15 protein-coding genes are annotated in these 13,625 nt (G+C 36.0%); 10 read left to right on the top strand and 5 right to left on the bottom strand.

Annotation, left to right across the window (positions count from 1 at the left end):
* Positions 1-14 precede the first annotated feature (14 nt).
* The 4 genes from WEEVI_RS02415 to WEEVI_RS02400 form a co-directional block, all read right to left on the bottom strand.
* A complete protein-coding gene (locus WEEVI_RS02415; protein ID WP_013597586.1) occupies positions 15-2,393 on the bottom strand; it encodes a TonB-dependent receptor in 2,379 nt (792 codons plus the stop codon).
* 63 nt (positions 2,394-2,456) lie between these two features.
* On the bottom strand, positions 2,457-2,777 hold the full coding sequence (locus WEEVI_RS02410; RefSeq protein ID WP_013597585.1) for a hypothetical protein: 321 nt from the start codon (positions 2,775-2,777) through the stop codon (positions 2,457-2,459).
* 9 nt (positions 2,778-2,786) lie between these two features.
* Positions 2,787-3,425, bottom strand: coding sequence for a DUF8845 family protein (locus WEEVI_RS02405; protein ID WP_013597584.1), 639 nt, complete (start codon positions 3,423-3,425; stop codon positions 2,787-2,789).
* Between the two features lie 4 nt (positions 3,426-3,429).
* Positions 3,430-3,930 carry an RNA polymerase sigma factor gene (locus WEEVI_RS02400; RefSeq protein WP_013597583.1) on the bottom strand — a complete coding sequence of 167 codons (501 nt, stop codon included), beginning with the start codon at positions 3,928-3,930 and terminating at the stop codon, positions 3,430-3,432.
* A 434-nt stretch (positions 3,931-4,364) separates the two neighbouring features.
* Here WEEVI_RS02400 and WEEVI_RS02395 point away from each other — a divergent pair, with 434 nt between their 5' ends.
* Genes WEEVI_RS02395 through WEEVI_RS02385 form a run of 3 tightly spaced genes read left to right on the top strand, consistent with a single transcriptional unit; the run spans position 4,365 to position 7,904 of the window.
* On the top strand, positions 4,365-5,042 hold the full coding sequence (locus WEEVI_RS02395; RefSeq protein ID WP_013597582.1) for a succinate dehydrogenase cytochrome b subunit: 678 nt from the start codon (positions 4,365-4,367) through the stop codon (positions 5,040-5,042).
* 14 nt (positions 5,043-5,056) lie between these two features.
* Positions 5,057-7,072 (top strand): fumarate reductase/succinate dehydrogenase flavoprotein subunit, encoded by a 2,016-nt coding sequence (locus tag WEEVI_RS02390; protein WP_013597581.1) that lies wholly within the window; start codon positions 5,057-5,059, stop codon positions 7,070-7,072.
* Positions 7,073-7,127: 55 nt separating this feature from the next.
* Positions 7,128-7,904, top strand: coding sequence for a succinate dehydrogenase/fumarate reductase iron-sulfur subunit (locus tag WEEVI_RS02385; protein ID WP_013597580.1), 777 nt, complete (start codon positions 7,128-7,130; stop codon positions 7,902-7,904).
* A 94-nt stretch (positions 7,905-7,998) separates the two neighbouring features.
* Here the strand turns inward: WEEVI_RS02385 and can are convergent, their stop codons facing one another.
* A complete protein-coding gene (can, locus tag WEEVI_RS02380) occupies positions 7,999-8,640 on the bottom strand; it encodes a carbonate dehydratase (RefSeq protein WP_013597579.1) in 642 nt (213 codons plus the stop codon).
* Between the two features lie 270 nt (positions 8,641-8,910).
* On the opposite strand from can, the gene WEEVI_RS11465 reads away from it, so the two are divergent.
* The 7 genes from WEEVI_RS11465 (at position 8,911) to WEEVI_RS02350 (ending at position 13,622) form a co-directional block, all read left to right on the top strand.
* Positions 8,911-9,741, top strand: coding sequence for an MBL fold metallo-hydrolase (locus tag WEEVI_RS11465; RefSeq protein ID WP_232013434.1), 831 nt, complete (start codon positions 8,911-8,913; stop codon positions 9,739-9,741).
* Entirely contained in the window at positions 9,725-10,387 is a 663-nt protein-coding gene (locus WEEVI_RS11460; RefSeq protein ID WP_013597577.1) for a rhodanese-like domain-containing protein, read from the top strand. Before WEEVI_RS11465 ends, WEEVI_RS11460 begins: the two co-directional genes overlap by 17 nt.
* A gap of 210 nt (positions 10,388-10,597) precedes the next feature.
* Positions 10,598-11,404, top strand: coding sequence for a sulfite exporter TauE/SafE family protein (locus WEEVI_RS02370; RefSeq protein WP_013597576.1), 807 nt, complete (start codon positions 10,598-10,600; stop codon positions 11,402-11,404).
* Positions 11,405-11,423: 19 nt separating this feature from the next.
* Positions 11,424-11,753, top strand: coding sequence for a rhodanese-like domain-containing protein (locus tag WEEVI_RS02365; RefSeq protein ID WP_013597575.1), 330 nt, complete (start codon positions 11,424-11,426; stop codon positions 11,751-11,753).
* Positions 11,754-11,756: 3 nt separating this feature from the next.
* Positions 11,757-11,993 (top strand): hypothetical protein, encoded by a 237-nt coding sequence (locus WEEVI_RS02360; RefSeq protein ID WP_013597574.1) that lies wholly within the window; start codon positions 11,757-11,759, stop codon positions 11,991-11,993.
* 44 nt (positions 11,994-12,037) lie between these two features.
* Entirely contained in the window at positions 12,038-12,634 is a 597-nt protein-coding gene (locus tag WEEVI_RS02355) for a Tll0287-like domain-containing protein (protein ID WP_013597573.1), read from the top strand.
* Positions 12,635-12,800: 166 nt separating this feature from the next.
* Complete coding sequence (locus WEEVI_RS02350) at positions 12,801-13,622, top strand: hypothetical protein (protein ID WP_013597572.1); 822 nt, start codon at positions 12,801-12,803, stop codon at positions 13,620-13,622.
* Positions 13,623-13,625: the final 3 nt, after the last annotated feature.

Here is a 13,625-nt window from a genome sequence, read left to right as displayed (position 1 = left end):
GTAGGTATAAAAAATTAGAACGGTATACTAACCGAAACTTGTATATTTCTACCTTGTTCTGGTAATTCTATAGTTCTATAAAAACTAGTATGGTTAAAATATTTTTTATTGAGGATATTATTCGCTTGTATCCCAATGATCGCCTCGAAATTTCTGAAATGAAGATTGGTTTTGGTTCCTGCCCCTAAAAGAAAATAAGCACCAGTCTTTTCTTCGTTTTGTGCAATTCTATCTTGTTCAAAAGTATATTTTGCATTCAAGAAAATATGCCAATTCTCTATTATGTTTTCTTCATTGGTTAATTGGTATTTAATTTCTCCAAACACATTATTGGCTGGTGTAAAAGGTAGCGGATAGCGTTTGCTTTTGTCGATACCCAATTGTTTGTTGAATACGTATTCGTACACAGCCGAAATTTGCAGTTTATCGGCAATTGTTTTTTCTGCAGCGACCTCGAAACCACCAATTAATGCTTCTGATTGGGTATATTGATAGATTTGTCCTGCATGCGGTAGAATAGAAAAGTGACCAGAGGGTTGCAAGAAAATATAATTAGAAAAATAATAAACATACGGACTGAAGCTAATGTTCCATGTTTGTGGGTGATAATCGATTTTTAAATCAGCAGAAAAACCACGTTCCGAATCCAAATCTGCATTTCCTTGTTCATGACGAAAAGAACCATGATGAATACCGTTTGCTCCCAATTCTATAGCCGTAGGTAATCGATAATTGGTCCCTATATTTAGGCTGAAATCCCAAGATTTCCCCGCATGATAGCTCGCTCCTAGTACTCCGTTTAACGTCTGGAAATTTCGATTGATTTTTTCTCCACGTAGGGCGTATTGATTGGCAGTTTCGTGATCATAGCCGTCTTTTATCAAAAATTGATATAGATAAGGATCGTAGAAACTTTCGGTTTTCATTTTACCAAAATCGTATCGGATACCTGCAGAAAGCTTTAGGTTTTGATGTGCATTTACCTCTTCTATCATATATGCACTATAGATGGTGCGTTTATATTTTGGTAACAAAAAATTATACCCATCAATTGTGTTGTTCTGATATTGGGATTGTACGCCAATAATTGTTTTGAATTTAGGGCTATGTTTCCAATCAAAACTTAACTGTGTGTCGTAGGTTGATAAGTCGAATTCGAGCTCTAGATTGGGGTTGGTTTCTGGAATTGGCTGATCGGGATAATGTGTGTGGAAAACACTCCATTCTTGCCGTACATTATTTTGGTAGGATGATTTGAGTTTTAGAATCTTATTTGTGCCAAACTTGTATTCGTTTTCTGAAATTATTTTGAGGTGATTTACCTTTTGATACGGAAAATCGATATTTCTGTCATTCCCATCACTCAATAAATTAGATGCCAAGGGAATCCCATGAGCGCCAGCAAAAAATCCAGCTTTTTGATAGTAATTACTCACATTGAGAATAGAGGTGAAGCGTTGGTCGGTATAACCAGCTTGTACAGCGGTATTAAAGTCTTGTCCTGCTGTATTTTTTATACGATTGTTTTCTATTTTGAAGATTCTATCTAAATATTTAAAATGATCGGTTGTTGTTCTGTAATCTGCATAATCACTATAAGAAGCTTTCACTTTGTAGAAAAAATAATCCCAACGTTTGAAATGTGAAACTCCTCCCAAATAATTATCGTTAACGCTTTGGTATAAGGTATTGATCTGTGTATGAGTGGTGTTTTTTGTAGGTATTTTATTGTTTTTCAGTACAATAACACCTGCGATTGCTTCATTCCCGTACTGCAAAGCACCCGCACCTTTGATAACTTCTACTTGTTCTACATTGAGTGGGTCTATTTCTAGACCATGATCTGCACCCCATTGTTGTCCTTCTTGTTTTACGCCATTCACAGCCACAATCAATCGGTTGAAACCTAATCCACGGATGATTGGTTTCGAGCTCCCCGAACCGATTCCCATAGCCGAAACGCCGGGTAGATTCTCGAGGGATTTTGCCAAGGAACCTGCATAATTTTCGGTGATGTAATTTTGATTAACCCGGGTAATATTCGCCGTCGAAAAATCATGTAAATGCGCATTGATTTCTACTGTTTCCAATTCGTATAGTTGATTTTTGAGAACGATTTTGAAATTCGACTCGTGCGAACTATTAATCCGTTTGGTATACAATTCGTAGCCATATTCATCAATAATAATTTCATATTGATGATTGGTGCTGTGTGGTGCTGTAAAATAACCATTTTCGTCGGTTTGTAGATTATGTTGGTTGATGATAATTGAGATGTTTTTCACAGGATTGTTGTGTTCATCGACCACTTGTCCACCAAACTCTGATTGTGCAATTACCATTTGTCCAATCGTGATGCAGGCAACGGAAAAAGCAATTTTTTTCAGTTTCATGAAAAAAGCTTTAATTATTTTATATATAAAAAAGAAGAATTACTCTGAATAAAAAAATAAGGTTTATGCGCAGTAAGGTGGTGCACGAAGATAGTTGTGTGGTTTTGCAGTAATCGAACTTAGTACACCATACGGAACGGTACTTCTGTAATTTGCAGTCGAGCTTATAGGCGTTTCTGGTAGCGATAAAGGATTATCTGTAATTACTTGTTCGAAGTGAGTTATACACAAATTACATTTTGGTAATTGTTGTGTATCATGATGGTCGCTTACTGTTGATGGAGTATAAGCGTGCTGAACAATATGTATAGACTGCCCCAATGCAATCATGATTGATAATTGCACAAGGAAAACACTAATTGCAGTTTTTAGATATTGTTTCACGGTGCAAAGTTAATCAACTGTTTTCAATTCAATAAGGTTTTTCTTTAATTTTTTTAAGAATACAAAGTAGAGAAACAGATAATATATTGAAGCCAATAGGAGAATAAATAAAATCGAAATTCCGACTGTCAATATTCCGAATTGTTTTGCGTTGTCATCGACAAGAACTTCGTTGAGGTGTTTAGTGTAGTAGATTCCTTTACCAATTTCATAATATATCGGTGTGCTAGCAATAGTCGTTAAGATGATAGAAAATAATACAAAATAATTGATAACATTTCTAAAACTTATAATGCTTGATATAAGCGAAGTTGTATTTTGGTTGTAATGAATTCTTTGGTAGTAACGATATGTAAATAACATGAATATCAAAGTAATAAAAACAGCAATTACCGTAATGATATTGAAAAATCTAAATGTCTCTTTACTGATGTATTGCGAAGTTTCTGTATCGAAAAGATGATTACCCAGTAGGGTAGAATAAATGAAAAAAATAAGAATTAATAAGAACTCGAAAACTGTGTAAAAAAACAATAATCGTGCAACCGATGTCGAATTCTTTTTTAGGATAGAAAAAATACGATCAGAAGAATGGGTGTCTTTTATTTGTGTCTGTTGCCAGCTTTTTTTAATATCATCTAAATCCATATGCTTAGTTTGATAGATTAGCGATTATCTCTTTAAGTTTATTTTTTACTCGATTCATTTTCACTCGAGCATTACCTTCGGTTATTCCAAGGGTTTCAGAAATCTCTTTGTAGCTAAGATCCTCTAGATACAAAAGTACCAATGCTCTTTCGATATCATTTAAGAATTTTAAACTCTGGTACAGAAGGTCGAGTTGTTCTTGTTTATTTTCATCATGATCATTGCTCAAGTGTAGATAATGATGCTCTTCTAGAGAGAGTGTAACTGCAGATTTATTTTTTTTTCTTACATGGGTTATTGCAGTGTTTAGCCCGACACGATACATCCAAGTAGAAAACTTAGCATTGCCTTTGAAAGACTCGAAAGAACGCCAAAGTTGCAACACAATCTCCTGAAACAGGTCATTATGGGATTCCTGATCGTTGGTATAGATGCTGCATACTTTGTGAATAATCCGCTGATTATTAGTAATTAGCTCGGAAAAAACTTTCTCTTTGTTTTTCAAATTTGTTTTGGCTTTTGGTCTATGAGTCGTATGATTAGAAGAAATGTTACAAAAAAAGCGAATCCCTTTGCTTTTACACAAAGGGACTCCCTAACCAACTTAAACCTATGAAAAAGCTATTGCTTAATCCACGGCAAATATAATCTGTTTTTTTAGAACAAATAAAAAAAATAAAATAAAATCGTAATGTTCTGGTAAAAAATAATTCTCATTAAATAGAGTGGTAATTATAATTACTTATCATGTACAATCATTTTTTCTGAACTAATGTTTTACAATTCACTCAGATAGCAAAAGTATTACAAGGTGCTTTAATCAGAATGATTCTAAACTATGGTTAAATGTTAATGAAATGACAAAATTCATTGTGATAAGCAGTAACACTTTAGTAAATTTGTGAGTAAAATCTAAAAAAATATTAAACGTATTGCTTTATGGCATCAAAATCATTATTTAATTCTTCGATCGGAAGAAAATTTGCAATGGCGTTGTCAGCATTGTTTTTGCTGATATTTCTATTACAGCACTTTCTGATTAATGCATTGTCGGTGATTAACCCAAACGGTTTCAATGAGGTTTCTGCTTATATGAGCAGTAATCCAATTGTTCAATTTGTAATGCAACCTATACTATTGATCGGTGTTGTGTATCATTTTGTTATGGGGTTTGTATTAGAAATGCAGAATCAAAAAGCAAGACCAGTAAAATATGCCTACACCAAAGGTAGTGCAAATTCATCGTGGGCTTCGCGTAACATGATTGTTTCAGGAGGTGTAATTTTAGCTTTCTTATTGGTTCATCTATGGCAATTTTGGGTACCAACCATTCAGGCAAATTACTTCTCTTCAGAAACAGGATTTGGAGAAGGGAACTACTTTATGGATCACCTAAATCACGTGTTTACAAGCGCAGTAACGCTAGTGCTCTATCTTGTTGCATTTGTGTTTTTGTCATTACACTTACAACATGGTTTTGCGTCAGCATTTCAGTCGATTGGCGCTAGACACAAACGTTATACGCCATTTATTATAGCTTTCGGAAAATGGTATTCTATTTTAATTCCGGCAGGTTTTATCTTAATCGCTATTTACCATTTTGTTAATAACTTATAATCGTTAAAAAAGAAATGAGTACATTATTAAATTCAAAAACCCCAACAGGCGATATCGCAACACGTTGGGAAAGACATAAAGCCAATCTAAGACTTGTCGCACCTAATAACCGCGACCGATTAGAGATAATTGTTGTAGGAACAGGTTTAGCAGGAGGTTCTGCAGCTGCAACATTTGCCGAATTGGGCTACAAAGTAAAAGCATTTTGTTATCAAGATTCACCTCGTCGTGCACACTCTATTGCAGCGCAAGGTGGGGTTAATGCTGCGAAGAATTACAAAGGAGATAACGACTCTATATTCCGTTTATTTTATGATACCATAAAAGGAGGAGATTATCGTGCACGAGAATCAAATGTTCATCGTTTAGCAGAAGTTTCAGGTAATATTATCGATCAATGCGTTGCACAAGGTGTGCCTTTTGCGCGCGATTATGGCGGATATTTAGATAACCGTTCTTTTGGTGGGGTGCAAGTTTCTCGTACCTTCTATGCTAAAGGACAAACTGGTCAACAGCTTTTATTAGGGGCATACTCTGCCATGAACCATCAAATTCATTTAGGGCATATCGATATGTATAATCGTCATGAAATGCTCGATATTGTTTTGGTAGATGGTAAAGCCCGTGGTATAATTGCTAGAAATATGATTACTGGTGAGATAGAAAGGCATTCTGCTCATGCTGTAATCATTGCAACCGGAGGATATGGAAATGTATATTTCTTATCATCGAATGCAATGGGGTCTAACGTAACGGCAGCCTGGAAAATTCATAAAAAAGGCGCCTATTTTGCAAACCCATGTTATGTGCAAATTCACCCTACATGTATTCCGATTCACGGGACCAACCAATCAAAGCTAACATTGATGTCAGAGTCATTACGTAACTCTGGTCGTATTTGGGTACCAAAGAAGAAAGAAGACTCTGAAGCGATTCGTGCTGGTAAGAAAAAAGCGGTTGATATAAAAGAAGAAGATCGTGACTATTACTTAGAGAGACGTTATCCAGCCTTTGGAAATTTAGTTCCACGAGATGTTGCTTCCCGTGCTGCAAAAGAAAGATGTGATGCAGGTTATGGAATCGAAGCAAACGAAACAGGAGAAGGAGTTTTCTTGGATTTCTCAACCGAAATTATAAAACGTGGACGAGAGGTAGCGTTTGCTAATGGTAATACCAATCCATCAGATGCTGAAATCGACCAATTGGGTAAAAAATGGTTAGAGGAAAAGTATGGGAACCTTTTTCAGATGTACCAGAAAATTACAGATGTTAATCCATACGAAAATCCAATGCATATTTATCCAGCCATCCATTATACTATGGGAGGTATTTGGGTAGACTACAATTTGATGTCGACAATACCAGGATGTTATGTAGCTGGTGAAGCAAACTTCTCAGACCACGGAGCTAACCGTTTAGGTGCTTCGGCTTTGATGCAAGGTTTGGCAGACGGATATTTTGTTCTACCATATACAGTTGCCGATTATTTAGCTGATGATATCCGAACAGGAAAAATATCTACCAATACACCAGAGTTCGAGGAAGCTGAAAAAGCTGTTAAAGAGCGGTTAGATTTCTTTGTAAATAACAAAGGAACCAAATCGGTAGATCATTTCCACAAACGTCTAGGTCTAATTATGTGGAACAAAGTCGGAATGGCTAGAAATGCAAAAGGTCTACAAGAAGCAATTGTAGAGATAGAAGCTTTGCGAAAAGAATTCTGGAAAGACGTTCGTGTGCCAGGTAGAGTTGATGAATTGAATCCGGAACTAGAGAAAGCTTGTCGTGTGGCAGACTTTTTAGAGTTAGGACAATTGATGGCAATAGATGCACTACACCGTAATGAATCTTGTGGAGGGCATTTCCGTGAAGAATATCAAACAGAAGAAGGTGAAGCATTGAGAGATGATGAAAACTTCGCTTATGTTGCTGCATGGGAATACAAAGGGGATGACATTAATCAAGAAGTATTGCATAAAGAAGACTTGCATTTCGAATTTATCGAACTGAAAACACGTAGTTATAAATAAAATCTTTTGGTAGGATATTCAACTTATTCTACCAAAAGTCAAAATAATTAAGAAAATGGCAACATTAAAAAATATTAATATCACCCTGAAAATTTGGCGACAACAAAATGCTAAAGCCAAAGGGAAATTAGAAACATATACACTAAACGACGTTTCTACAGATAGTTCATTCTTAGAAATGCTCGATATGTTAAACGAGAATTTAATCGAAGAAGGAAAAGAGCCTATCGCATTTGATCACGACTGTCGCGAGGGAATTTGTGGTATGTGTTCTTTGTATATAAATGGTCGCCCACATGGGCCAGATTACGGAACGACAACTTGTCAGTTGCATATGCGCTCTTTCAAAGATGGGGATACTATTTACATCGAACCATGGCGTTCGAAAGCTTTTCCGGTTATAAAAGACCTTATTGTTGATCGTTCTTCTTTTGATAGAATTCAGCAAGCAGGGGGGTATGTTTCTATCAATACATCGGGTAGAACGGTTGATGCTAACACTATTCCAGTACCAAAACAAAATGCAGATGACGCATTCGATGCAGCTACTTGTATCGGTTGTGGTGCGTGTGTAGCAGCTTGTAAAAACGGCTCTGCAATGCTATTTGTAGGGGCGAAAGTATCACAGTTTGCTTTGTTGCCACAAGGAAGGGTAGAAGCATCTAAACGTGTACAAAAAATGGTTGCACAAATGGATGCCGAAGGTTTTGGGAATTGTTCTAATACAGGAGCTTGTGAAGTAGAATGTCCTAAAGGAATTTCATTGAGTAATATTGCTCGCATGAACCGAGAATTCTTGAGTGCTAAAATAGCATCAGAAGAAAAATACTAGAAAGTATTTTATTTAAGAAAAAAAAGCGTTATAAATTTTATAATATAACGCTTTTTTCATTTTTCTAAGCTAGGAACTAGCTGTTTTTTTCTCTCTAACCCAAAATATATTGATAGACCGAAAATAAATCTTGGTTATTTTGCATATTTACTTCTAAATCTTTTACAAGACCATTGCTCACTGCATATACCCAACCATGAATGCTAAGAGCTTGATTATTCCTCCAGGCATTTTGCACAATAGAGGTTTTGGCTAAATTATATACCTGCTCTTCGACGTTAATTTCGATAAAACGATCAAAACGTTTGTTAACATCTTCTATAGCATTCAGTTCGCGTTTATTTAGTCGATACACATCTTTTATATGACGTATCCAATTATCTATTAAGCCTACAGAAGTGTTTTCCATCGCTGCTTTAACGCCCCCGCATCCATAATGTCCACAAACAATAATATGGCGAACCTTTAGAATATTCACCGCATAATCCAAAACAGAAAGCATATTCATATCCGAATGAACCACCAGATTAGCGATATTTCTATGCACAAAAACTTCTCCTGGTTGCGCACCAATAATTTCATTTGCAGGAACACGACTATCTGCACAACCAATCCATAAAACTGGCGGTTCTTGACCATTGGCCAAACGAGTGAAGAATTCTTGATCGTGCGATAGCTTTTCTTCTACCCATTTTCTGTTATTGTCTAATAATTTTTTATAAAATTCGGTATACATATAGAAGCGTAATTTATCAATTTGTTAATTTTCGTGCTAAAAGTAGCAATATGTTCATTAAATCTGCAACATTTCTTTGAAGAATTTATCAAAACATGAAATGAAATTGTAGCTTTTCTATGGCCCTGATTACTTTTGTATATCTTTCTACCAGAAAATAGATTATGTAACCTTTGATACAGTCTATGATAAACGCAAATAGTATTTTTGTATAAAAGCTAGGGTAAATTGGAATTATGTTTTGCCAAAATAAAGAAAAAACAAGTTAAGATGAATAGTACAACAAAATTGCTGAAAAATAAATCATTTTGGTTATTGATAATGATTTTTCATATGCAATGCATATTTTCACAAGTTCCTTTTTTCGAGCGAGTATACGATGAAACTCTTTCACAAGCCAGCTATGTGATAGCTGATCCCGATACAAAAGAAGCAATTGTCATAGATCCCAAAAGAGATGTTGATACGTACTTGACGATCGCCCAAAAAAACAACCTGAAAATTACCAAAATTACCGAAACGCATATTCATGCCGATTTTCTTAGCGGATCGCGAGAGTTGCAAGCAGCTACAAAAGCAAAATTATTGCTCTCGAACGAAGGTGGAAAAGATTGGCAATACGAATTTGCTCATGAACCTCTGAAAGATGGTGATGTGATAAAAGTAGGGCGATATACGCTAGAGGTGATGCATACGCCAGGACATACGCCCGAAAGTTTAACTTTCCTTTTGAAAGGTGGAAAGCTGCAACCCATTCGTGCCATAACTGGTGATTTTATTTTTGTAGGGGATGTTGGTCGACCAGATTTGTTAGAGAAAGCGGCTGGACAACAAGGTAGGCAAGAAGAAGCAGCCAAACAATTGTTTGCCTCAATCAAGCGTTTCTCTCAACTGCCCGATAATACAGAAATTTGGCCAGGACATGGTGCAGGTTCCTTTTGTGGAAAAAGTTTGAGTAACATTCCGCAATCGACTTTGGCCGAAGAAAAACAAACAAATGAAGCCTTGAAGATAAAAGAAGAAGCATCTTTTGTTCGGTATATTTTAGAAGGTCAACCAGAACCCCCCAGCGTATTTTGCAGTGATGAAACAGCTAAATAAAATTCAACGTCCATTGCTGATCCAAGTGCCAAAACATCCTTTTCTTACCAAAGAAGAAGTGGATCGCGCTCGACAAAATAACGTATTGATTGTAGATACTCGTAAAAAAGAAAATGTACAAAAAGGATTTATTCCAGGAAGTGTGCATTTCGAAAACGGAAAAATGTTATCGACTTTCATGGGTTCGTTGATCGATTATCAACAACAACTATTGATCGTGGCGAAGGAAGAAGAGCGCGACGATATTACGAGAAAATTGATGCGTATCGGGATGGATAATATTTATGGTTTTGTGTCGGATGTGCATCAACAAAGCTTACCATTGTTGAGCTCAAAAATTGTTGATATTGATGGATTTAAAAAATACTTGAATCGCTCAGATGTTCAGTTGATAGACGTACGAACAGAAGGAGAATACAAAGCTGGACATATCCAAGGATTGCAAAATATTCCGTTGAATACTATCGAGCAGGACTTATCCAAAATAGATAAAAATAAACCCGTAGTTCTTCATTGTCAGAGCGGTGTTCGTGCAGCAATGGCGTATTCTATCCTTCGAAAAAATGGTTTTGAGAATATTATTAATTATTCGGGTGGGATCAACGATTGGGTAGAAAAAAAGAACGAATTGGTACAAGAAAAATAATTTTTTATCAAGCGTTTGGTTGATTATTCAAACGCTAAATTGATTCAATTTATACTTTACAAAAAAGGATTTTCGGGTTGAATAGTAACCTGAAAATCCTTTTGTTTTTTAGCGAGATTTCTGCTTTCTCATACCTTTTGTTCTGTAACAATTGTTACTGCCTAAAACGGGTTTTGGGATTAGTTTTGTAACGATAACAAGTATACAAAGATGATAGGAGTAGAAACTATAGGATATATTTTGGCTGTTTTGGTAGGAGTGTCTCTGGGATTAATCGGGAGTGGAGGTTCTATTTTAACAGTGCCTATATTGGTCTACGTCATGGGAGTAAATCCAGTTTTGGCAACGGCCTATTCACTTTTTGTGGTCGGGACAACCTCTTTGGTTGGGGGAGTGCAAAATGCAATGCAAAAGAAAGTAGATTTCAAAACGGTTTTTATTTTCGGCATTCCTTCCATTGCTGCTGTTTATCTCACCCGCGCTTACCTCATCCCGTTGTTGCCCGATGTGCTTTTGCGGATAGGTGATTTTGAGTTGACCAAGTCGATCGGTTTAATGATTTTGTTTGCTGTTGTGATGATTTTGGCTTCTGTCTCTATGATTCGCCCTTGTCCTTATTGCCAAGATCAAAACAAAGACGAAATACAATACAACTATCCGATGATTTTGTTAGAGGGCGGCTTGGTCGGAGTTTTAACCGGTTTGGTCGGTGCAGGAGGTGGTTTTTTAATTATTCCCGCTTTGGTTTTGTTGGCGAGAATGCCCATGAAATTAGCTGTCGGCACCTCGTTATTCATCATCGCAATCAAATCTTTGTTAGGATTTTTGGGAGATATAAACAACGGCGAAATAATCGATTGGCAACTCTTGTCTATCTTTACAGTATTAGCGGTTGTGGGAATTTTTATCGGAATTTTCTTATCGAAAAAAATTGCGGGAGATAAACTAAAAACGGCCTTTGGATATTTCGTTCTCGTGATGGGAGTTTACATTTTAGTTAAAGAGTTAATTTTATAATCATATAAAAAAAGAAAATATGTTTGGTTGGATGAACCGCTTATTGGGTAAGAAAAATAGAGAATTAGAAAACGCTTTGATGGCAAATCCGTATTTGGTCGATGTACGATCAGAGGCTGAGTTTGCCAACGGAAGTGTAGAAGGTGCTGTGAATATTCCGCTCGATAAAATAACAACACAACTAGAAACATTGCGTAAACATTCGTGTATTGTTGTGTTTTGTAGAAGTGGTTTCCGCAGTGGAATGGCCAAAAAAGTTCTTCAGCAAAAAGGAATTTTGGCTGTTGTCAACGGAGGAAAATGGCAACACGTACAGCGTGCGAAACAATCCATAAACCAAAAATCATAAACCATGAGAACACATATTTTTGGTTGGAATTTTATGAGAATTCTTCGTTTAGTGTTAGGGGTGCTCATCCTTCTACAAGCCTTTTTTACTAAAACTTGGATTTTTATCTTTTTCGGCTTACTGCTCAGTTATACTGCGTGGGAAAACACATTGGTTGCTGTAGAGAAAAAGCATGTAGTTTGCCCGAAACCCAAAAGAAAACTAGTCGATAAAAAATGGTTTTCTGAAGAAAAAAAGTGAAAAATATCATAAATAACACGATATTTAACCTAAATTGTCTACTAATGAAACGAATAATTGCTTGTTTAATTTTTTCTTATCTTTTGCTCTTCTCTTGTGATCAAAAGCAAGAAAAAAAACAAATCGAAAAAGAGGAGCTTTCAGCACTACGAGACAGCGCAGATTCTATAGCAACAAAAGCACAAATCCTACTGATGAAAAATGTTAGTAACGCAATCAGTAAAGGTGGAACTGAATATGCTGTGGAATTTTGTAATACAAATGCAGCTTTCTTAACAAATTCTTTGGCCGATAAATATCATATCACACTGAAAAGAATAACCAACAAACCACGAAATCCTGATAACGGTCTACAAACAACAACCGATAAAAAAGTATTCGAAAACTTTAGTATTAACAAAGATTTACAAGACTCTCTTTTGCAACAAGAACAAGGCTATGTCTATTACAAACGTATCAATCTAGCCATGCCTACATGTATCAAATGCCATGGGAATGTTGGCGAGGATATCGATAATAATACCTATCAGAAAATTAAAAGTCATTATCCAAGTGATCAAGCAATAGGCTACCGATTAAATGATTACCGTGCTTTATGGAAGATTGAATATAATAAAAAAACATTCACCCGCTTAGAATAGAGTTATACAACGAAAACAAAGAGTAAAAAGTCGAAGAATATCTTCGGCTTTTTTTTATGATTATTATCATAAGAAATGCTGCCAACAAAGACAAACATCATGTATTAAAAGCCAATGGTTCGCTGACTATATTCGTAATTTTGCGACCTACAAAAATCAAACAATATTGAAAATTTTATATTATAGCTTTATTACTTTTCTCGTGGGAGTAGGAGTCGCGCTTGGGCAAGGGAAAGAAAACAAAGGGAAGTTTTTTGTTTATTGGGGGTGGAACCATGCACAATTTGGCAAATCAGACATTCGATTTGTAGGCAAAGACTATGACTTTACTTTGGATCGCGTTGCGGCACACGACCGTCAGACTACATTTAGTCTGAAATATTTCAATCCAGGTAAAATGACAATTCCACAATACAATTTCCGATTAGGATACTTCTATCATGATAATTGGAATGTTTCTTTTGGGATCGACCACATGAAGTATGTGATGGATCAAGATCAAATCGTGAACATGAATGGGAATATCCATAACGGATCTGCTTTTGATGGCGATTATCACCATGTCAGTAAAAAATTAACCAAAGATTTTTTGACATTTGAGCATACCGACGGGTTGAACTATGCGAATATCGAACTTAGACGTTTCGACAATCTAGTATATTTCCCAATCTTGAAAAACAAAAAAGGAATCGATGTCAACCTCACCGAAGGAATTGGAGCAGGAATTTTATACCCTAAAACCAATACTCAATTGATGGGACAAGAGCGGTATGATGAATTTCATTTGGCTGGATTTGGGACTGGCTTGATGGTTGGAATCAATTTTACATTTTGGGACTACTTCTTTATACAGACCGAAATAAAAGGAGGGTATATTCGCATGAATGATATTCGCACCACAGCCGATAAAAGCGACAAGGCGAAACAATCGATCTGGTATTCTCAACAAAACATTGTATTCGGTGCAATAATTCCAGTTTTCAATTAAAAA

Source organism: Weeksella virosa DSM 16922 (assembly GCF_000189415.1).
Classification (GTDB): domain Bacteria; phylum Bacteroidota; class Bacteroidia; order Flavobacteriales; family Weeksellaceae; genus Weeksella; species Weeksella virosa.
This window is presented reverse-complemented; position numbering and strand designations above follow the sequence as displayed.

What these genes read in the sequence shown, in the direction of transcription:
- WEEVI_RS02415 (WP_013597586.1), bottom strand. Translation starts at nt 2,393, where the DNA reads ATGAAACTGAAAAAAATTGCTTTTTCCGTTGCCTGCATCACGATTGGA.
- WEEVI_RS02405 (WP_013597584.1), bottom strand. Translation starts at nt 3,425, where the DNA reads ATGGATTTAGATGATATTAAAAAAAGCTGGCAACAGACACAAATAAAA.
- WEEVI_RS02395 (WP_013597582.1), top strand. Translation starts at nt 4,365, where the DNA reads ATGGCATCAAAATCATTATTTAATTCTTCGATCGGAAGAAAATTTGCA.
- WEEVI_RS02390 (WP_013597581.1), top strand. Translation starts at nt 5,057, where the DNA reads ATGAGTACATTATTAAATTCAAAAACCCCAACAGGCGATATCGCAACA.
- WEEVI_RS02385 (WP_013597580.1), top strand. Translation starts at nt 7,128, where the DNA reads ATGGCAACATTAAAAAATATTAATATCACCCTGAAAATTTGGCGACAA.
- can (WP_013597579.1), bottom strand. Translation starts at nt 8,640, where the DNA reads ATGTATACCGAATTTTATAAAAAATTATTAGACAATAACAGAAAATGG.
- WEEVI_RS11465 (WP_232013434.1), top strand. Translation starts at nt 8,911, where the DNA reads ATGAATAGTACAACAAAATTGCTGAAAAATAAATCATTTTGGTTATTG.
- WEEVI_RS11460 (WP_013597577.1), top strand. Translation starts at nt 9,725, where the DNA reads ATGAAACAGCTAAATAAAATTCAACGTCCATTGCTGATCCAAGTGCCA.
- WEEVI_RS02370 (WP_013597576.1), top strand. Translation starts at nt 10,598, where the DNA reads ATGATAGGAGTAGAAACTATAGGATATATTTTGGCTGTTTTGGTAGGA.
- WEEVI_RS02365 (WP_013597575.1), top strand. Translation starts at nt 11,424, where the DNA reads ATGTTTGGTTGGATGAACCGCTTATTGGGTAAGAAAAATAGAGAATTA.
- WEEVI_RS02360 (WP_013597574.1), top strand. Translation starts at nt 11,757, where the DNA reads ATGAGAACACATATTTTTGGTTGGAATTTTATGAGAATTCTTCGTTTA.
- WEEVI_RS02355 (WP_013597573.1), top strand. Translation starts at nt 12,038, where the DNA reads ATGAAACGAATAATTGCTTGTTTAATTTTTTCTTATCTTTTGCTCTTC.